This window comes from Duganella sp. 1224, from assembly GCF_013408245.1.
GTDB lineage: Bacteria > Pseudomonadota > Gammaproteobacteria > Burkholderiales > Burkholderiaceae_D > Rugamonas.
The window spans coordinates 189,913-210,042 of record NZ_JACBYS010000007.1 but is presented as its reverse complement, the minus strand read 5'-3'; the positions used below and the strand labels follow the sequence as shown (position 1 = coordinate 210,042).

General features: G+C 65.1%; 17 protein-coding genes and 1 tRNA gene. 13 read left to right on the top strand and 5 right to left on the bottom strand.

The window, feature by feature from the left end:
• Window positions 1-112 precede the first annotated feature (112 nt).
• The 8 genes from FHW58_RS23650 (at window position 113) to FHW58_RS23615 (ending at window position 7,395) form a co-directional block, all read left to right on the top strand.
• Window positions 113-1,912 carry a tetratricopeptide repeat protein gene (locus FHW58_RS23650; protein ID WP_179675637.1) on the top strand — a complete coding sequence of 600 codons (1,800 nt, stop codon included), beginning with the start codon at window positions 113-115 and terminating at the stop codon, window positions 1,910-1,912.
• Window positions 1,913-2,512 carry an outer membrane lipoprotein LolB gene (locus FHW58_RS23645; RefSeq protein WP_179675636.1) on the top strand — a complete coding sequence of 200 codons (600 nt, stop codon included), beginning with the start codon at window positions 1,913-1,915 and terminating at the stop codon, window positions 2,510-2,512. It begins immediately after the preceding gene.
• 9 nt (window positions 2,513-2,521) lie between these two features.
• Window positions 2,522-3,391, top strand: a complete 870-nt coding sequence (gene ispE / locus FHW58_RS23640) for a 4-(cytidine 5'-diphospho)-2-C-methyl-D-erythritol kinase (RefSeq protein WP_179675635.1) — start codon at window positions 2,522-2,524, stop codon at window positions 3,389-3,391.
• A gap of 76 nt (window positions 3,392-3,467) precedes the next feature.
• Window positions 3,468-3,544, top strand: a tRNA-Gln gene (locus tag FHW58_RS23635).
• Between the two features lie 150 nt (window positions 3,545-3,694).
• Window positions 3,695-4,645: a ribose-phosphate pyrophosphokinase gene (locus FHW58_RS23630; protein WP_179675634.1), complete on the top strand. Its 951-nt coding sequence runs from the start codon at window positions 3,695-3,697 to the stop codon at window positions 4,643-4,645.
• A gap of 134 nt (window positions 4,646-4,779) precedes the next feature.
• Window positions 4,780-5,370, top strand: coding sequence for a 50S ribosomal protein L25/general stress protein Ctc (locus FHW58_RS23625; protein WP_179675633.1), 591 nt, complete (start codon window positions 4,780-4,782; stop codon window positions 5,368-5,370).
• A 165-nt stretch (window positions 5,371-5,535) separates the two neighbouring features.
• Window positions 5,536-6,117: an aminoacyl-tRNA hydrolase gene (gene pth / locus FHW58_RS23620; protein WP_179675632.1), complete on the top strand. Its 582-nt coding sequence runs from the start codon at window positions 5,536-5,538 to the stop codon at window positions 6,115-6,117.
• A gap of 9 nt (window positions 6,118-6,126) precedes the next feature.
• On the top strand, window positions 6,127-7,395 hold the full coding sequence (locus FHW58_RS23615; protein WP_179675631.1) for an amidohydrolase: 1,269 nt from the start codon (window positions 6,127-6,129) through the stop codon (window positions 7,393-7,395).
• A gap of 15 nt (window positions 7,396-7,410) precedes the next feature.
• Here the strand turns inward: FHW58_RS23615 and FHW58_RS23610 are convergent, their stop codons facing one another.
• Window positions 7,411-9,225 carry a DUF885 family protein gene (locus FHW58_RS23610; protein ID WP_179675630.1) on the bottom strand — a complete coding sequence of 605 codons (1,815 nt, stop codon included), beginning with the start codon at window positions 9,223-9,225 and terminating at the stop codon, window positions 7,411-7,413.
• 76 nt (window positions 9,226-9,301) lie between these two features.
• Complete coding sequence (locus FHW58_RS23605; protein ID WP_229265474.1) at window positions 9,302-9,739, bottom strand: thioesterase family protein; 438 nt, start codon at window positions 9,737-9,739, stop codon at window positions 9,302-9,304.
• 144 nt (window positions 9,740-9,883) lie between these two features.
• Here FHW58_RS23605 and ychF point away from each other — a divergent pair, with 144 nt between their 5' ends.
• Entirely contained in the window at window positions 9,884-10,975 is a 1,092-nt protein-coding gene (gene ychF / locus FHW58_RS23600) for a redox-regulated ATPase YchF (RefSeq protein WP_179675629.1), read from the top strand.
• A gap of 154 nt (window positions 10,976-11,129) precedes the next feature.
• On the opposite strand, the gene FHW58_RS23595 is transcribed toward ychF, so the two are convergent.
• Entirely contained in the window at window positions 11,130-11,936 is an 807-nt protein-coding gene (locus FHW58_RS23595) for an acetoacetate decarboxylase family protein (RefSeq protein ID WP_179675628.1), read from the bottom strand.
• Between the two features lie 27 nt (window positions 11,937-11,963).
• Window positions 11,964-12,734, bottom strand: coding sequence for an alpha/beta fold hydrolase (locus FHW58_RS23590; protein ID WP_179675627.1), 771 nt, complete (start codon window positions 12,732-12,734; stop codon window positions 11,964-11,966).
• 240 nt (window positions 12,735-12,974) lie between these two features.
• Between FHW58_RS23590 and FHW58_RS23585 the strand changes: the two genes are divergently transcribed.
• The 4 genes from FHW58_RS23585 (at window position 12,975) to FHW58_RS23570 (ending at window position 17,886) form a co-directional block, all read left to right on the top strand.
• Window positions 12,975-14,570: an NYN domain-containing protein gene (locus FHW58_RS23585; protein ID WP_179675626.1), complete on the top strand. Its 1,596-nt coding sequence runs from the start codon at window positions 12,975-12,977 to the stop codon at window positions 14,568-14,570.
• Between the two features lie 4 nt (window positions 14,571-14,574).
• Window positions 14,575-15,426 (top strand): MOSC domain-containing protein, encoded by an 852-nt coding sequence (locus FHW58_RS23580; RefSeq protein WP_179675625.1) that lies wholly within the window; start codon window positions 14,575-14,577, stop codon window positions 15,424-15,426.
• Between the two features lie 67 nt (window positions 15,427-15,493).
• Window positions 15,494-16,663: a diguanylate cyclase gene (locus FHW58_RS23575; protein WP_179675624.1), complete on the top strand. Its 1,170-nt coding sequence runs from the start codon at window positions 15,494-15,496 to the stop codon at window positions 16,661-16,663.
• Between the two features lie 104 nt (window positions 16,664-16,767).
• Window positions 16,768-17,886 (top strand): major royal jelly family protein, encoded by a 1,119-nt coding sequence (locus tag FHW58_RS23570; RefSeq protein WP_229265473.1) that lies wholly within the window; start codon window positions 16,768-16,770, stop codon window positions 17,884-17,886.
• A gap of 144 nt (window positions 17,887-18,030) precedes the next feature.
• Here FHW58_RS23570 and FHW58_RS23565 read toward each other — a convergent pair whose 3' ends face one another.
• The gene (locus FHW58_RS23565) at window positions 18,031-20,007 is read right to left on the bottom strand and encodes a monovalent cation:proton antiporter family protein (RefSeq protein WP_179675622.1); all 1,977 of its coding nucleotides are present in this window, start codon (window positions 20,005-20,007) and stop codon (window positions 18,031-18,033) included.
• Window positions 20,008-20,130: the final 123 nt, after the last annotated feature.

The window sequence follows — 20,130 nt, the reverse complement described above, 5'->3', positions numbered from 1 at the left end:
GGGTGAGGGGGCAATGCTGGCCGTAGCGGAATATTTGGTTACACTAGTCAAACTCCGCCCGTGTTGCGATCGGCGTAAAATCTGACCGTACTTTGCTGACCAGGATCTGCCCTTGAAAAACGCTTTCGCCATTGTAACCCTGTCTGCCTTGCTGTCGGCGTGTGCTGTCGCGCCAACCAAGCAGGACGAGCCCGCCGCCGCGCCGCAGCCCGCCAAGCCTGCCGAGGCGGCCGCGCCGGAAGCGGCCGAGCCCGCCGTCGCCGACACGCCGGCGCCGCCGCCGGAAGTGCTGCCGAATAACGAACTGACGGGCGACCTGCTGTACCGCATCACCAAGGCCGAGCTGGAATTCAAGAAAGGCCAGTGGCAGGGCCCGTACATCACGATGATGGCGCTGGCGCAGCAGACCCGCGACCCGCGCCTGGCGCGCCGCGCCGCCGAAATGGCGCTGACCGCCAAGCAGAACGGCGAGGCCATGTCGGCCATCCGCCTGTGGCGCAGCCTGGCGCCGGACTCGGACGAGGCGGCGCAATTCTTCCTCGGCTTCGCCGTTGCCGGCGACGACCTGGGCGAGGCCGAGGCGGTGTTCGAGGAACGGCTGAAAAAAGCCCAGCCGGCCGCGCGGCCGCTGGTGATGTTCCAGATGCAGCAATACCTGCTGCGCGCCAAGGACAAGGCTGCCGCCTTCGCGCTGCAGGAGCGCGTGCTGCTGCCGTACGACGACACGCTGGAAGCCCACCTGATCCTGTCGCAAAGCGCGTTCGGCCTCAACGATCTGGCGCGCGCCCGCGCCGAGTCGGCCAGGGCGCTGGCCATCAAGCCCGATTCGGAACTGGCCATTCTGACCAACGCCCAGGTGTCGGGCGACATCGACGCGGCCATCAAGCTGCTGACCGGCTTCCTCGACAAGTACCCGAAAGCCACCGAGGTGCGCGCCGCCTACGCCCGCATCCTGGTCGACAACAAGCAGTTCGACGAGGCGCGCAAGCAGTTCCTGATCCTGCTGAAAGACCAGCCGGACAACATTGCCACGCTGTACGCGCTGGGCGTGATGTCGACCCAGGCCGACAACCTGCCGGACGCGGAAAAGTATTTCACCCGCTTCGTCACCGTGCTGGGCGAGCATCCGAACGACGAGCGCGACCCGTCCAAGGCGCTGGTGATCCTGTCGCAGATCGCCGAGCAACGCGGCGACCTGGACGCGGCCTACAACTGGCTGGAGAAGGTCGACAGCGGCGACGCCAAAATCTATCTCGCCGCGCGCCTGAAGATGGCGGTGCTGACCGCCCGCAAGGGCGACGTCGACGGCGCCCGCAAGCAGCTGGCCGAGCTGACGCCGGCCGATCCCAACGACCAGGCCCAGGTGTTCCAGACCGACGCCCAGCTGCTGCGCGACGCCGGCGACCACCGCGCCGCCTACCAGGTGCTGGAAAACGCCCTCAAGCGCTATCCGGACAATCCCGACCTGCTGTACGACTTCGCGCTGGTGGCGGAAAAGCTGGGCAACACCGAGCTGATGGAAAAAGCCCTGCGCCAGGTGATGATCGCCGCGCCCGATAACCAGCACGCCTACAACGCGCTGGGCTATTCGCTGGCCGAGCGCAACGAGCGCCTGCCGGAAGCCTACGCGCTGATCGACAAGGCGATGCAGATGGCGCCCGGCGATCCGTTCATCATGGACAGCATGGGCTGGGTGCAGTACCGCATGGGCAACCTGAACGAGGCCGAATCCTTCCTGCGCCGCGCCTACGCGCTGCGCGCCGATCCGGAAATCGCCGTGCACCTGGGCGAAGTGCTGTTCGCCAAGGGCGATGTGGCCGGCGCGCAGAAGCTGTGGAAGGAAGCCCAGGCCAAGGATCCGAAAAACGACGCGCTGAAGAGCACACTGGCGCGCCTTAACCAAAGCATATAAATGATACGACACCTCCTGATGGCCGCCGCCCTGTCGGCCGCCTTGGCCGGCTGCGCCACCACCTCCGGCCCGCGTTCCACCGCCGTGGTCGCGCCGTACAGCGACAAGATCGAGCTGAATGGCCGCCTCAGCATCAACTACAGCCACGACGGCAAGAAGGAATCGTCGACCGTCAATTACGACTGGCAGCAGGACAAGGACAACACCAGCATCACGCTGATTTCGCCGACCGGGCAGACGGTGGCGGTGATCAAGGTCACGCCGCGCCTGGCCACGCTGACGGAAAGCGGCAAGCAGGCGCAGAGCGCGCCCGACGTCGACACGCTGACCCGGCAAATCCTCGGCTGGACGCTGCCGGTGTCCGGCCTGCGCGAGTGGCTGCAGGGCCACGCCACCGACAGCAACGGCAAGCCGTTCGTGGCCTCGCCGGCCAACGACACCGTCGTCACGCGCGATGGCTGGAAGCTGGAGTACATCGACTGGCAGGACGAGAAAGCCGCCGTGCCCCGGCCCAAGCGCATCGACGTCACCCGCCTGACGCTGGGCGAGGCGGTGGAGGATGTGAATATCCGCATCGTCATCGCCGCGTCCGACCAGTAAAATGCCGGCATGAACGAACTGAAAAACTGCCCGGCGCCGGCCAAACTCAATCTGTTCCTGCACGTGACCGGCCGCCGCGCCGACGGCTATCACCTGCTGCAGACCGTGTTCCAGCTGATCGACCACGGCGACACGCTGCACTTCACGCTGCGCGACGACAGCGCGCTGCGCCGCGTGACCGACCTGCCCGGCGTGCCGGAGGAGAGTGACCTGATCATCCGCGCCGCGAAGCTGCTGCAGGCCGAGGTGCTGCGCCGCAGCGGCAGCCTGCCGCGCGGCGTCGACATCGCCATCGACAAGGTGCTGCCGATGGGCGGCGGCGTCGGCGGCGGCTCGTCCGACGCGGCCACCACGCTGCTGGCGCTGAACCGGCTGTGGAACGCCGGCCTGAGCAAGCAGGAGCTGATGGACCTGGGCCTGCCGCTGGGCGCCGACATCCCGTTTTTCCTCTTTGGCGACAACGCGTTTGCCGAGGGCGTGGGGGAGGCGCTGCAGCCGGTGGCGACGCCGGAATGTTGGTATGTGGTTATCGAGCCGGGCGTCATGGTGCCGACCGCCGCAATTTTTGGCTCGGAACAATTGACAAGGAACACGCCGCTGGTTAATATAGCGGACTTTTCCAGCCACTCCATAACAGCGGGGTTTGGAAGGAACGACTTGCAACAGGTAGCAACGAAGTTATTCCCGCCGGTAGCAGAAGCGGTAGAATGGCTCGGGGCTGTCGGTGATGCCAGGATGACTGGCTCCGGTGCATGTGTGTTCAGTGCGGTAGCAACCGAGGCGGACGCCGACGCGGTACTTGCAAAAGTGCCGACGAAGTGGAAGGCCTGGAAAGCCAAAGCGCTGCAACGGCATCCGATGTTCACCGCGAAGTTGTGAGGCGGCAAAAAAGATTTTGCGAAGCGTAAAAAAGGCTGTATAATATCGGCCTGTAACGACGAGCAGTCAGTTGCGTAGGGGAATCGCCAAGCTGGTTAAGGCACCGGATTTTGATTCCGGCATACCAAGGTTCGAATCCTTGTTCCCCTGCCATTCGTTTGTATCTGGAACCGTCGAGGCACTAGTCTCCGGCCAGATAGAGCAAAAAGTGAGGCGCACGATGCGCCTCATTCCTTTTAGTTCAGTGTCGCGCCGCTTGCGCGAGCTCTTCAAAGAATCTTCTACAACTTCTCTGGAATCCCAATGGCTTACGAAAACCTGATGGTTTTTACCGGCAACGCTAATCCTGCGTTGGCAGAGGGAGTCGCAAAAAATCTCGGCATCCCCCTCGGTAAAGCGAACGTTTCGAAATTCTCGGACGGCGAAGTCATGGTTGAAATCAACGAAAACGTCCGCGGTAAAGACGTCTTCGTTCTGCAATCGACCTGCGCGCCAACCAACGACAACCTGATGGAACTGATCCTGATGGTTGACGCTCTGAAACGTGCATCGGCTGGCCGTATCACCGCCGCGATTCCTTACTTTGGTTATGCCCGTCAAGACCGCCGCCCGCGTTCGGCGCGCGTGGCCATCTCGGCCAAAGTCGTGGCCAACATGCTGGAGGAAGCCGGCGTCGAGCGCGTCCTGATCATGGACCTGCACGCGGACCAGATCCAGGGCTTCTTCGACATCCCGGTGGACAATATTTACGCATCGCCTATCCTGCTGGGTGACCTGCAAAAGAAACACAATGAAGACCTGCTGGTCGTGTCGCCGGACGTCGGCGGCGTGGTCCGCGCGCGCGCGCTGGCGAAACGCCTGGGCTGCGACCTGGCCATCATCGACAAGCGCCGTCCGAAAGCCAACGTGTCCGAAGTGATGAACATCATCGGTGACGTCGAAGGCCGCAACTGCGTGATCATGGACGACATGGTCGACACCGCCGGCACCCTGGTCAAGGCCGCTGAAGTGCTGAAAGAGCGCGGCGCCAAGAAAGTGGTGGCGTATTGCACCCACGCTGTGCTGTCCGGCCCGGCGATCGACCGCATCAACAGCTCGTCGCTGGACGAACTGGTGGTGACCGACACCATTCCGCTGTCGGAAGCGGCCAAGCAGTGCACCAAGATCCGTCAACTGACCTGCGCACCGCTGCTGGCAGAGACGTTCAAGCGCATCATCAAGGGCGATTCCGTGATCTCCCTGTTCGTCGACTAAGCAGTCGGCGACACACCGTTTTTTCAGGCGGCGCGCCCGGTTTTTGCCGGGCGCGCCGTTTTTCCCGAAGCGCGCCTGGTCGCGGGGCGCTTCCTAACACGGGACGCAAGTCCTGTTATTTATTGGAGTATCACATGAAAGTAGTAGCCTTCAAACGCGAACTGCAGGGTTCCGGAGCGAGCCGCCGCCTGCGCAATTCGGGCCAGACCCCTGGCATCATCTACGGTGGCACCGAAGCCCCGGTAGCGATCGCCCTGGACCACAACGCCCTGTTCCACGCTCTGAAAAAAGAAGCGTTCCACTCGTCGATCCTGGACCTGGAAATCGACGGCAAGGCAGAGAAAGTGCTGCTGCGCGACTTCCAGATGCACGCATTCAAGCAACTGGTTCTGCACGCTGACTTCCAGCGCGTCGACGCCAACAAGAAGCTGCACGCCAAAGTGGCCCTGCACTTCGTCAACGCTGACGTATCGCCAGCGGTGAAACTGCACGGCGCAACCATCAGCCACGTGGCCAACGAACTGGAAATCGAATGCCTGCCAGGCGACCTGCCAGAGTTCATCACCGTTGACCTGACCAACGTGGACGTTGGCCACTCGGTGCACGTTGCCGACCTGGCACTGCCAAAAGGCGTGACCGCTGTTACCCACGGCAACAACCTGACCATCGCCACCGCGTCGGTGCCAGCTGGCCAGGTATCGGCTGACGCCGCTGCCGCTGAATAAGAGATTTCGCTCTCTGACGAAGAAACCCGCCTCTGGCGGGTTTTTTTTTGAGTGCGTCTACCCCCAACCAGAGGCTGGGGTCTGACCCCGTACGGGGTCAGACCCCTTGGGGCCGCAGTGCGGGGTAAAAGTTTGCGATAATGCTGTTTATTTGACTGCATTCCCATGCCCATCCGTCTCATCGTTGGCCTCGGCAATCCGGGGCCAGAATACGAACAAACCCGCCACAACGCCGGCTTCTGGCTGGTCGACAACCTTGCCAACGACTGCGGCGCGCGCCTGCAGCGCGAGAGCAAGTACAACGCCATGTTCGCCAAGGCCAGCATCGCCGGCCAGGAAGTCTATCTGCTGGAGCCGCTGACCTATATGAACCGCTCCGGCCAGTCGGTCGGCGCGCTGTGCCGCTTCTTCAAGATCACCGCCGACGAGGTGCTGGTCGTCCACGACGAGCTGGACCTGATGCCCGGCATCGCCCGCCTGAAAAAAGGCGGCTCCTCGGGCGGCCACAACGGCCTGAAGGACATCACCGCCGCGCTCGGCACGCAGGACTACTGGCGGCTGCGCCTGGGCATCGGCCATCCGCGCACCTTGAACCTGGCGCAGCAGGTGGCCGACTTCGTGCTGCACCGCCCGCGCCGCGAGGACCAGGACCTGATCGAACGCGCCATCGACAAATCGCTGCTGGTCATGCCGCAAATCGTCAAAGGGGAGTTCCCCAACGCCACCATGAAGCTGCACACCGACTGAAAGGATCCGATGAAACGCATACCGATCGTTGCACTGCTGGCCGCTGCGGCCGCCCACGCGCAGGACGCCGGCACCCTCATCAACGGCATGTATCCGCAACTGGAGGCGATCTACAAGGACTTGCACGCGCATCCCGAGATCGCCTTCCAGGAGGAGCGCACGGCCGCCAGGCTGGCCGCGGAAATGCGCAAGATCGGCTTTGAGGTCACGGAAAAGGTCGGCAAGACCGGCGTGGTGGCCATCTACAAGAACGGCGCCGGCCCGATGGTGCTGGTGCGCACCGAGCTGGACGGCCTGCCGATGGACGAAAAATCCGGCCTGCCGTATGCCAGCAAGAACGGCGCCGCGCACAGTTGCGGCCACGACGTCCACATGACCGCGTGGCTGGGCGCCGCGCGCGCGCTGGTGGCGCTCAAATCGCAGTGGAAGGGCACGCTGATGTTCATCGGCCAGCCGGCCGAGGAAACCGTGTCCGGCGCCAAGGCCATGCTGGATGACGGCCTGTTCCAGCGCTTCGGCGGCAAGCCCGATTACGCCTTCGCGCTGCACTCGTGGCCGCTGGCCTACGGCACCATCGGTTACAACAGCGGCGCGGTGTCCTCCAATTCCGATGCGATCGAGATCACCTTCAAGGGCCGGGGCGGCCACGGTTCGGCGCCGGACAAGGCGCTGGACCCGATCACCATCGCCGCGCGCTTCGTGGTCGACGTGCAGACCGTCATCAGCCGCGAAAAGGATCCGAAGGAATTCGGCGTGGTGACGATCGGCGCCATCAACGGCGGCACGGTCGGCAACATCATTCCGGACACGGTGAGGGTGCGCGGCACCATCCGCAGCTACAGCCCGGCGGTGCGCGAAAAGCTCCTGGCCGGCGTACGCCGCGTCGCCAATGCCTCGGCGGCCATGGCCGACGCGCCGGCGCCGGACGTGCAACTGATTCCGGGCGGCCTCGCCATCGACAACAACGACGCGCTGGTGACGCGCACCGAGGGCGTGCTGAAGCAAGCCTTCGGCGACGCCAACGTCTCGCGCATGCCGGCCATGACGGCCAGCGAGGATTTCTCGCAGTACGTCAACCAGGGCGTGCCGGGCATGTTCTTCTTCACCGGCGTGTACGCTCCGCAAGACGTGGCGGCGGCCGACAAGGGCGGCAAGCCGGTCGCCTTCAACCACTCGCCGTACTACGCGCCGGTGCCGGAACCGTCGATCAAGACCGCTGCTCAGGCGATGACGTTGGCGGTGCTGAACGTGATGAGCGCAGCAGCCGCCAAGCCTTAAGCTGGCGCCGCGCGGTTATCTGGCGCTAGAAATCCAGCGGTCGACGCGCTGCTCCAGAATCGGCAGCGGCAAGGTGCCATCGCCGATCACGACTTCGTGGAATTTCTGGTAGCTGAACTTGTCGCCCAGCGCCTGCTGCGCCCGCGCGCGCAGTTCCAGAATCTTCAGCGAACCGATCTTGTAGCTCAACGCCTGCGCCGGCCACACCATGTAACGCTCGACCTGATTGCGGGCACGCGCCTCCGGCCAGCCCAGCGTATCGGCCAGATAGGCAATCGCCTGCTCGCGGGTCCAGCCCTTGGCGTGCATGCCGGTGTCCACCACCAGCCGCGCGGCGCGCAGCATCTCCGCGTTCAAGTGGCCGTAGTAGGCCACCGGGTCATCGTACAGGCCCATCTCCTTGCCCAGCGTTTCCGAATACAAGGCCCAGCCCTCGGTATAGGCGGCGCTGTTCTGATTTTCGGTACTGAACTTGCGGAAGTCCGGCAGGTCCAACTCTTTCAGCAAGGCCGCATGCAGGTGGTGGCCCGGCACGCCCTCATGCAGGAACAGGCTGACCATGTCGACACGGCTGTACTTCTTCGGATCGTTGACCACCGGCCAGAACACGCCCGGATGCGAGCCGTCGGCCGCCGGCGGCGTGTAATGGTCGGAAGCGGTGGCACGGGTCAGCTCGGGCTCGAGATGCAGCTCCAGCTTGGCTTTCGGGATCAGGCTGAAGTAGGTGGGCAGCTTGGCCTGCACTTGCGCATAGATGGCGCGGTACGCGTCCAGCACCTGCTCGTCGGTGGTGAAGATGTTGTACTTGGTCTGCGCGCCGACCCACTGCGGCAGCTGTTTCTCGGGACCGTCGAAGCCCAGCTTGGGGCCCAGCACGGTCAGTTGCTGCTGGATACGCGCCACTTCCTTCAGGCCCAGCGCATGCACCTCGTCGGCCGACAACGGCAGGTTGGTGCTGTCCTTGATGTGGGCCGCGTACCAGGCGGCGCCGTTCGGCAGCGCGCTCCAGCCGGTGCTGGCGCGGCTGGCCGGCAGGTATTCGTTCTGCAGGAAGTTGACCAGGCGCGTCAGCGCCGGCGCGATGCCCTTGTCCACCGCCTTCAGGTAGCCGGCGGTCAGTTGCTTTTTCTCGGCGTCCGAGAACGAGGCCGGGAAGCGCGTCACCGGCGAATAATAGACGCTGGTTTCCGGCGTGGCCGCGCGCAGGTTCTGGAATTGCGGCAGCATGGCAACCGTGATCGCCTTCGGCTGCACCAGGCCGCTGCGCATGCCTTCCTTCATGTTGGCGATGGCCTGGTCGATCCATCCCGGCAGCTGGTTCAGCCGGCTCAGGTAGGCCTGGTATTGCTTGACCGTTTGCAGCGGCTGCGAACCGGTGCCGCCGGCATAATTGGCCAGCGTGCTCGGCACGTTGTCGAACTGGTTCAGCGGCAGCAGATGCTCGGGGAAGGACTCCATCTGCATCGCGTTGTTCAGCTCATAGGTCAGCAGATCGTAGGTCAGCTGATCCTGCGCGCCGAGCTGGTCGCGGTGCACCGCCATCAGCTGTTTCTGCATCGTGCGGTACAGCGTGAACTGCGCCGCGCGCACCTTCGGCGAAATCGCCAGGCCGAGCTGGTCATCGTAGCGGCTGTCGCCGTTGGCGGTGGCAAACAGCAGCGGATCGAACTTGCAGCGGGCCGTGTGGAAGGCCGCCGCGATCTTCGCCAGCTGCTTCTGCGCCTGCCCGGCCTTGGCCGCCGCCACCGGCGCCTTCGCCTGCACCGGCAACGTGTGAGCACCCGCCAGCATCAGGCTGGCAATCAGAACCGAAGTACGCAGACGAGACATAAATTTTCCTGAAAGATGTGATGGCGAAAGAGTCTAGCACCAAACAAGTCATCTGCAACATCAGCTTGCCGGGATGTCATGGCCTGATGACCAGGGCGGAAAGCACCTTGCGCACGGCATCGGGAATCGGCACCGGGCGGTTGCCGGCGCGTTCGACGTAGACGTGGACGAAGTGGCCGGCGGCGGCCGGCAGGGGATCGGTGTTGCGGTACAGGGCGATCTCGTAGCGCACGCTGGAGTTGCCCAGCTTGGCCACGCGGATGCCGGCGTGGACCGTGTCCGGAAACGCGATCGGCGCGAAGTAGGCGCAGCCGCTGTCGACCACAAACCCCACCACCTCGCCGTTGTGGATGTCCAGCACGCCCGCCGCGATCAGGAACTGGTTCACCGCCGTATCAAAGTACGAGTAATAGACAACATTGTTCACATGGCCATAGATGTCGTTATCCATCCACCGGGTCGGGATGGTGAGGAAGTGGCGGAACTGGTCCCGCCCGGCGTCGCGCACCGTCATGCTGTCTCCTGTTTTTTGAAGAGTCTGGGCAAGGGAGGTACAATGGACCCTTGAACGCTGTAAACAGCAAGAATACCCAAAAACGCCCCCCGCGGCCGTTTTCACCAGCCGCTTGCCGGCCATATTGATATTTAAAGGTTTTTCATGAGTCTCCAATGCGGCATCGTCGGCTTGCCTAACGTCGGCAAGTCCACCCTGTTCAACGCCCTGACCAAGGCCGGCATCCCGGCCGAGAACTATCCGTTCTGCACCATCGAGCCGAACGTTGGCGTGGTCGAAGTGCCGGACCCGCGCATGGCCAAGCTGGCCGAGATCGTCAAGCCGGAGCGCCTGGTCAACGCCATTGTCGAATTCGTCGACATCGCCGGCCTGGTGGCGGGCGCGTCGCAGGGCGAGGGACTGGGCAACCAGTTCCTGTCGCACATCCGCGAAACCGACGCCATCGTCAACGTGGTGCGCTGCTTCGAGGATGAGAACGTGATCCACGTGGCCGGCAAGGTCAGCCCGCTGGACGACATCGAGGTGATCCAGACCGAGCTGGCGCTGGCCGACCTCGGCACCGTGGAAAAAGCCATCCACCGCGAGCAGAAGAAAGCCCGCTCGGGCGACAAGGACGCGATCAAGCTGGTGGCGCTGATGGAGCGCCTGGTGCCGCACCTGAACGAAGCCAAGCCGGTGCGCTCGCTGGGCCTGGACGAGGCCGAGATGCTGCTGATCAAGCCGCTGTGCCTGATCACTGCCAAGCCGGCCATGTACGTGGCCAACGTCGCGGAAAACGGCTTCACCAACAACCCGCTGCTGGACCAGCTGACCGCCTACGCCGCCACCCAGAACGCGCCGATCGTGGCCATCTGCGCGGCCATCGAGGCCGAGATCGCCGACCTGGACGACGCCGACAAGGCCGCCTTCCTGGCCGACATGGGCATGGAAGAGCCGGGCCTGGACCGCCTGATCCGCGCCGGCTACAAGCTGCTGGGTCTGCAAACCTACTTCACCGCCGGCGTGAAGGAAGTGCGCGCCTGGACCATCCACATCGGCGACACGGCGCCACAAGCGGCCGGCGTGATCCACACCGACTTCGAACGCGGCTTCATCCGCGCGCAGACCATCGCCTACGACGATTACATCCAGTACAAGGGCGAGGCCGGCGCCAAGGAAGCTGGCAAAATGCGCGCCGAGGGCAAGGAGTACGTGGTCAAGGATGGCGACGTGCTGAACTTCCTGTTCAACGTGTAAAAACACTTCAGTGAAGCATGTCGTTCCGGCGTAGGCCGGAACCCATAGAACGCTTGCAAGCCATGACACATGCGGCGTATGGATTCCGGCCTGCGCCGGAATGACAGATCAAACGCTGACTGAACGGTATTCCGCCACTGCGGGCCTGGTTGTTTCAGGCCGTGGGTTTCAGCGGCTTGACCGTGCGCAGGTCGTCGACGATGTACGACATCGAAGCGCGGATGCCGGTGCCGCAACGCAGCGGCGCCAGCGCCGACATTTCCTCGCCCGCCGCCGCTGGCAGGCGCAGCGTGCCCTGGCCGACCCAGGCCTGCGCGATGTGGACATCGCGCGGCACATTCATCACCAGTTCATTCACCGCCGGCTGATCATGCTGGCCGGCCGCCAGGCGCGGCGTGTACAGCAGGTTGACCACCGGGCGCTGCTCCAGCGCCGCCGGATTGGTCAACTCCTGCGCCAGCGTCACCACGCCTTCGGCCAGGCGCTGCCCGTTGGCGCTCATGCTGCCGGCGAAGCGCGCGCCCGCCACCAGTTGCGGCGCCGCCTTGCTGGGCGCGGCGTGCAGGCGCGTCTGGAATACCTGGCCCAGCCGTTTCGGATAGCCTTGCGACCAGCCGCGCGCCAGCGCGGCGTCGTTGTCGACGAAGATGTAGGGGCAGTAGGACACCGGCTGGCCATCCAGCAGGGCGTCGACCAGGATGAAAAACTCGCGGTACTGGTAGCGCGCCGGGTCGAGGAATTCGTCGTGCTCGCCGGTGAACTGCCAGTCGTAGAAGTAGCCGACCGCGCGCCCGTTGGCTTGCGTGTCGGGCGCCAGGCCCGGCGGCAGCAGGGCGGCCACCTGCGCCGGATCGGCCCAGAATTCGATGGCCAGGAAGTCGGACGAGTAGTGCCACGGCGGCGCCTGGTTCAGCGAGGCGATGCCGCCCGGAGTACGCGGATAGTGAAAGCCTTGTAGCATGATGCGTTCCTTGAGGTGAGGTTGGCCTTACATGCCGGCGGCTTTGAGGATCAGGTTGGCGACTTCCTGCGGATGCGAAATCAGCGACAGGTGGCTGGAGTCCAGTTCGATGGTCTGGGCGCCCATGCGCTTTGCCATGAAGCGTTGCAGGTCGGGGTTGATGGTGCGGTCCTGGGTCGACACCGCGTACCACGTCGGCTTGACGCGCCACGCGGCCTGGGTGGTGCGGGCCGAGAAGATCGATTGCGAGGCCTGGCCTTGCACCGCGTACAGGCTCAGCGCGCGGGCGGTGGGCAGGTCGCCGCCGAAATCGTTGAGGAAGGCTTTTTCGCTGAGTTGGGCAAAGCCGTCGGGCGTTTTGATCAGGCCGGCGCTGGCGGGCGCGGCCGGGAAGCGCGCGGCCAGCGCGCCGTAGTCTTCGCCGGCGTCGGGGCCGCGTGCCGCCACGTAGACCAGCGCCGTCACCTTGGGATCGATGCCGGCCTGGCTGATCACCATGCCGCCGTAGGAGTGCGCCACCAGCACGGTGGGGCCGTCCTGCAGCGCCAGGATGCGGCGCGTGGCCTCGGCGTCGTCGGCCAGCGAGGTCAGCGGATTTTGCACGGCGGTCACGTGCAGGCCGGCTTTCTGCAGCAGCGGGATCACCTCGGACCAACTGGAGGCATCGGCGTACAACCCGTGCACCAGCACGACGTTGTGGGCGACCGTGCTGGCTTTCTGCACCGGCGTGGTCTGGGCGAAGCTGGTGACGGACACCAGCAGGGTTGCCGCGCTGGCGGCAAGGGCGGAGGTAAACATGCGGCGTTTCATGATGGACATCCTTCCAGGTTGCGCTACGTGAATGTTGCCGGCCGTGCCGACAACGCCGAGATGGCAGATCCCAGCGTAGTCCATCAGGGTTATTGGCGAAATCATACGTCGGTACGGTGCCTGATACTTTGGTATGAGCCCCGGCTGCAAGGCGGGCGCGGGCGGCGCCGCGCGGCAAGGTATAATCGCCGGATTGCCTGCCTTACCTCTACATAGAAAATACTCTTCATGGCTTCTTCCAACGAAAACGTCAGCATGGCGCTGTTCTGCGATTTTGAGAACGTGGCGCTCGGCGTGCGTGACGCTAACTACGACAAGTTCGATATCAAGCCGGTGCTGGAGCGCCTGCTGCTCAAGGGCAGCATCGTGGTCAAGAAAGCTTATTGCGACTGGGACCGCTACAAGTCCTTCAAGGCGTCGATGCACGAGGCTAACTTCGAGCTGATCGAGATTCCGCACGTGCGCCAGTCGGGCAAGAATTCGGCCGACATCCGCATGGTGGTGGACGCGCTGGACCTGTGCTACACCAAGTCGCACGTGGACACCTTCGTCATCATTTCCGGCGATTCCGATTTTTCGCCGCTGGTGTCCAAGCTGCGCGAGAACGCCAAGAAGGTGATCGGCGTCGGCGTCAAGCAGTCGACGTCCGATCTGCTGGTGGCCAATTGCGACGAGTTCATCTTCTACGATGACCTGGTGCGCGAGAGCCGCCGCGTCAAGCGCGAGGCCAGTGCCGACAACAAGACGCAGGTCAAGCGCACGCCGGAGGAGGAACGCGCGCGCCGCGAGGAGATGGAGAAGCGCCGCAACCAGGCGGTGGAGATCGCCGTCAATACCTTCGAGGCGCTGGTGCTGGAGCGCGGCGACAGCGGCAAGATCTGGGCCTCGGTGCTGAAGGAGGCGATCAAGCGCCGCAAGCCGGATTTCAGCGAGTCGTACTACGGTTTCCGCACCTTCGGCAATCTGATCGAGGAGTGCAAGGCGCGCGGCCACCTGGAGTTTGGCCGCGACGAGAAGTCGGGCGCGTATGTGTATCGTGGCAGCGGTGTGCCGCAGCCGGTCAGCGAGGCGCCGGTGGGCGTGGAGGGCGTGGCGCCGGTGGCCGCGCCGGAAGGTGGACAGCAGGAGTCGCGCCGCAGCCGCAATCGTGGCCGTACGGCGGCGGAGCGGTTTGCCGAGCGTCAGGCACAGCGTCTGGCGCAGCAGCAGCGCCCGGCGCAGTCCGCATCCGATGCGGCGGGCGAGCAGGTGGTTGCCGATGAACTGGCTGAGGTCGCGCCGGTTGACGTTGCGCTGGCGGATAACGCGCCGGTCAACGCTGCGCTGGCGGATAACGCGCCGGTCAACGCTGCGCCGGTCGTGCTGGAGCCGGCCGTCGAGTTGCCGGTGGAAGCAGCCGCGTCGGCCGCGAGCGCTGCGGCGCCGGCCAGGAAAAAGAATGGCACCAAGCCGCCTGCGCGCAAGCTGAAGACGGCTGCCAAGAAGGGCCAGGCGGCGGACGGCGATACCACGGCCGCCGCAGACGTCGCGCCGCTTGCGCCAGCCGCCGCGCCTGGCGTCGAGGTGCGGGCCGTTGCTGGCGCTGCCGGCGCCGCGCCGGCCGCAGAGGCGTCGGCCGCTGCGGACGCGGGCGCTGCCAAGTCGGCCAAGCCAGCCAAGGCCGCCGCCAAAGGCAAGCCCAAGGCCAGGCCGGCCACCAAGCCAGCCGCCGAGCCGGTCCCGGCAAACCCGCCACGCAAGCCGGCCGCGGCAAACACGCCGCGCAAGCCGGCCGCGCCACGCGCGCCGCGTCCGCCTAAAGCGACGCCGGTCAGCGAGGAGTAAGCCGATGCCGACGCTGTCCGCCATCACGCTATATCCGATCAAGTCCTGCGCCGGCCTGTCACTGCAGCAGGTTACGCTGACCACGCTCGGCCTGATGACCGAGCAGATCTACGATCGCGAATGGATGGTGGTGGACGCCAACGGCGCCTGCCTGACCCAGCGTGAGCATCCGCGCATGGCGCTGATCCAGCCCACGCTGAAGGCCGCCACGCTGGAAGTCCACGCGCCCGGCATGCTGCGGCTGGAAATCCCGCTCGGCCTGCCGGACCCGGCCACCGCGCCGGCGCTGACCACGCACATCTGGGACGACCACGTGCTGGCCTACGACTGCGACGGGCTGACCGCCGAATGGTTCAGCAAATTTATCGGCGTGCCGTGCCGCCTGGTGCGCTTCCACGCCCACGCCGAGCGCCCGGTCAGCACCAAGTGGACCGGCGGCGTCCAGGCCAGCACCATGTTTTCCGACGGCTACCCGGTGCTGGTGGCCAGCACCGCCTCGCTGGACGACCTGAACCAGAAACTGGTGGCGGCCGGCCGCCAGGCGCTGCCGATGAACCGTTTCCGTCCCAACCTGGTCATCGACGGCATCGAGGCCTTCGAGGAGGACTACGCCGACAGCTACCAGATCGGCGCGGTGACGCTGAAGCCGGTCAAGCCCTGTCCGCGTTGCCCGATGCCGTCGATCGACCAGGCCACCGGCCAGATCGGCCCCGATCCGATGGACATCATGCAAAGCTACCGCGCCAAGCCCGAGGTGGAAGGCGCGCTGTGCTTCGGCATGAATGCCATTTTGATTGCCGGAGAGGATCAAGTTGTGCGCGTCGGACAAGAAATTGAAGTTCCCTTGGCGTTTTGACACGCCAAAGCATTCCCAAGCGGCGCAACTTGGCGTAAGGTGACGGAGTACGCACGAAAGGCCACTCATGACGCAGACCGCCACCGGAAAACTTCCGCCCCAGAACGATCACGCCGCCACGGCGCATGATCTGGCGGCCGAAAACCGGGCTCTGCGTGCCCGCATGGCCTACCTGCTGGAGCAGGCCGAGCGCAACCATTCGATCATGACGCGGCACCAGGCGTTCGACCTGGAGATCGTCGGCGCCAGCAACTTCCCCGAGCTGATCGGCACCATCTTCCGCGTACTGCCCGTCATCTCCGAGCTCGACAGCGTGACGCTGACGCTGGTCGACGAGGACGCCGACATCCGCACCGTGATGCTGAAGCTGGACGTGGTGTTCGAGGACTTCCCCGACCTGATCTTCGTCGAGGGGCTGGACGAGCTGGGCTTCGACCTCGGCCGCCGCAGCGCCTATTCGCCGACGCCCAAGCCGCTGCTGGGCATGTACGACAAGCTGCGCCACGCGCCGTCCTTCCCCCACGCCCCGGCCGGGCTGCAGAGCGTGGCGCTGGTGCCGCTGCTGCGCAACAAGCGCATCATCGGCAGCCTTAACCTGGGCAGCTGCGATCCGACCCGCTTCACGCCCAGCCTGGGCACCGACTTCATCGAGCACATGGCGTCCATCATCGCCATCTGCCTGGAAAACGTCATCAGCAACGAGATGCTGAAGTACATCGGCCTGACCGACTCGCTGACCGGCGTCTACAACCGCCGCTATATCGACCGCCGCCTGCTGGAAGAGATCGCCCGCGCGCGCCGCCAGCAGTATCCGATTTCTTTCATGTACATCGACATCGACCACTTCAAGCGCGTCAACGACACCGTCGGCCACGGCGGCGGCGACGAAGTGCTGCGCGAGGTGGCGGCGCGCATCAAGAACGAGCTGCGCGCGTCGGACGCGCTGGCGCGCTTCGGCGGCGAGGAATTCGTCGTGCTGCTGATCGACGCCAACCTGGAAAGCGCGGCCTTCGTGGCCGAGCGCATCCGCGCCAGCGTGGCCGGCAGCATGATCGCGCTGTCGCCGGAATTGCAGTTGTCGGTCACGGTGTCGATCGGCGTCGCCTGCCTGGAGGTGGGCACGGCCGACGGCGAGCCCGAGGCCATCGGCCGCAACCTGATCGAACGCGCCGACGGCTTGCTGTACGACGCCAAGGAAGGCGGCCGCAACCGGGTGGTCAGCTACCGCGCCGCCTAGGCGATTTTCTGGATTTCGTTGAAAGAGTTAATGCATGCGGGTGCTTTATCTGCATTAACCCAGGCAATAACATGGCTGCAACTTCACTTCTTGAAAGGCATGCCATGAACCCCCTCCGCCTTGCCGCCGCTGTTGCGCTGGCTTTTTCCCTCCATGTCCACGCCGCCGAGCCGGTGCCGCAGCAACGGCCGATCGGCCACGCCGAGCGCGTGTTCGCGTTCACCGGCGCCATGCCGACCGGCGTCAGCGTCTCCGAGACCGGCCGCATCTTCGTCAATTTCCCGCAGTGGGGCGATGAGGTGCCGTTCGGCGTCGGCGAGATCCGCGATGGCCGCGTGGTCGCCTATCCGAGCGCCGAGGCCAACCGCGACTTCCTCAGCGTGCAGAGCGTGGTGGCCGATGGCCAGGGCAAGCTGTGGGTGCTGGACACGGCGGCGCCGGGCTTCGCGGCGCCCAAGCCAGGCGGCCCCAAGCTGGTGGCGGTGGACCTGAAGACCAACCAGGTGGCGCGGACGGTGGTGTTTCCGTCCAACGTGATCTTGCCGACCACCTATGTCAATGACGTGCGTTTTGATTTCCGCACCGGCACCGCGTATGTGACCGACTCGTCGCTGAGCGGGCCGGGCGCCATCATCGTGCTGGACCTGGCCAGCGGCAAGGCGCTGCGGCGCTTGAGCGGGCATGCGTCGACGTCGCCGGACCCGGCGTTTGTGCCGGTGGTGGAGGGCGAGAGCATGCAGGTGCGCAATGCGGATGGCAGCACGCAGCCGTTCACGGTGGCGTCGGATGGCATCGCCTTGTCGGCGGACGGCAAGACCCTGTATTACAGCGCGCTGTCCAGCCGGCATCTGTATGCGGTGCCGACCGCCTTGCTGCGCGATCCGGCGGTGAGCGAGGCGCAACTGGCGGCGGCGGTCAAGGATCTGGGCGAGAAGGGCGCGTCGGACGGGCTGGAGGCGGATGCGGATGGCGCGGTGTATGCCAGCGATTACGAGCACAACAGCATCCGCAAGCGCGCGCCGGACGGCAGCTGGAGCACGCTGGCCAGCGATGGGCGGTTGTTGTGGCCGGATACCCTGTCGATCGGGCCGGACGGGTATTTGTACTTCACGGCCAACCAGCTGCACCGGCAGGCCGGCTTCCATGGCGGCAGGGACTTGCGCGAGAAAACGTATGGCTTGTTCCGCGTGAAGATTGATGCCAGGCCGGCGCCAACCCGGTAGCGTGACTGTCGGGGTGACAGCATGCGGAACAACGCGGCGTTGGCGCCAACTTGGTCGCTTGCTTTCACCCCCAACCGGCGCGCCGCCGCCGGGGTCTGACCCCGTACGGGGTCAGACCCCTTTGTGGCCCTGCGGGGTTGAGCGTCAGCGTAACAGCCGCTGCTCGGCGCGGTTGACCGCGTCGGCCGCGCCGCGCAGCACCACCACGTCGCCGGCCTGCAGCACCGTCTCCGGCGCCACTTCCACGCCGCCCTTGCCGCGGCGGATGCTGGCCACCTCGGCCCCGTCCAGATCCAGCGACCCTAGCGACCGCCCCACGCTGCCGGCGCCGCCGGTCAGCGTGACCGTGTGCAGCCGCTCGGGATCGGTCTCCTCCTCCACATCCGTCATGCCCGGGAAGTACCCGCGCAAGGACGCATACCGCTCCTCGCGCGCCGCCTGCACCCGGTGCACCACGCGCCGCAGCGGCACGCCCAGCATCACCAGCGCGTGCGAGGCCAGCATCAGGCTGCCCTCCATGATCTCCGGCACCACCTCGGCCGCGCCGGCCGCCTTCAGCCGGTCCAGATCGGTATCGTCATACGAGCGCACGATGACCGGCATGGCCGGCGTCAGCTCGTTCACCTGGCGCAGCACGCGCAGCGCCGACGCCGTGTCCGCATACGAAATCACCACCGCGCTGGCGCGGTAGATGCCGGCCGCCACCAGGCTCTCGCGCCGCCCGGCATCGCCGTACGATACCTGCGCGCCGGCCGTCTGCGCCTCCTGCACCCGCTCCGGGTCCATGTCCAGCGCGTGGTAATCGATCTTTTCCTCGGCCAGCAAGGTGGCCAGGCGCTGGCCGCTGCGGCCGAAGCCGCACACGATCACGTGCTTGTTGGTCGACATCGCGCGGCTGGCGATCTTGGTCAATTGCAGCGACTGCATCATCCACTCGTTGCTGGAGAACTTCATCACGATCTTGTCCGACTGCGCGATGATGAACGGCGCCAGCAGCATCGACAGCACCATCGACGCCAGCACCACCTGCACCAGGTAGGACTCCATCAGATGATGATCGGCCGCCAGGTTGAGCAGCACGAAGCCGAACTCGCCCGCCTGCGCCAGCGCCAGGCCGACCCGCATCGACACGCCATCCGACGAGCCGAACACCTTGGCCAGGCCGGCGATCAGCGCAAACTTCAGCAGCACCGGCGCGCACAGCAGCAACAGCACCAGCCACCAGTTGTCCAGCACCATGCGCAGGTTGAGCAGCATGCCGATGGTGATGAAGAACAGGCCCAGCAGCACATCGCGGAACGGCTTGATGTCCTCTTCCACCTGATGCTTGAACTCGGTTTCGGAAATCAGCATGCCGGCCACGAACGCGCCGAGCGCCAGCGACAGACCGGCGCGCTCGGTGATCCAGGCCGCGCTCAAGGTCACCAGCAGCAGGTTCAGCATGAACAATTCCTGCGACTGGCGCTTGACCACGATGGTGAACCAGCGGCGCGTGACCTTGTGGCCGACCACGAACAGCAGGGCCAGCACCACCACCGCCTTCAGGCTGGCCCAGGCCAGCGTCTCGGCCAGCGCCTCGGGCCGCTCGCCCAGCGACGGGATCAGGATCAGCAGCGGCACCACCGCCAGGTCCTGGAACAGCAGGATGCCGATGATCTTGCGGCCATGTTCGCTTTCCAGCTCCAGCCGCTCGGTCAGCATCTTGGAGACGATGGCGGTGGAGGACATGGCCAGCGCGCCGCCCAGCGCAAACGAGGCCTGCCAGCTGATGTGCAGATTGGGCGGCAACTGGGTGGCCAGCGTCCAGCCAAAGATCATGGTGGCGATGATGGTCAGCACCACCTGCGCCATGCCCAGCCCGAACACGATGCTGCGCATGGCCTTCAGCTTGGGCAGCGAGAATTCCAGGCCAATGGAGAACATCAGGAACACCACGCCGAACTCGGCCAGGCCATGCGTGGTTTCGCTCTGCTCGGCCAGGCCGAGCGCGTGGGGGCCGATCAGGATGCCGACCGTCAGGTAGCCCAGCATCGGCGGCAAATGCAGCATGCGGAACGCCACCACGCCGAGCACGGCGCTTCCCAGCAGCAACAATGTTAATTCGAGGGGTGAAAACGTCATTTCAACGGCGCCAGTGAGTGAAGTTCGTTGTTTGCGGTGCGCTTTGGCGCGTTATGTTGTGACTGGCAAGTTTTTTGCTTTCCCAATTCGGCTATACTTGGGCATGAGTGTAACCCATGAAAA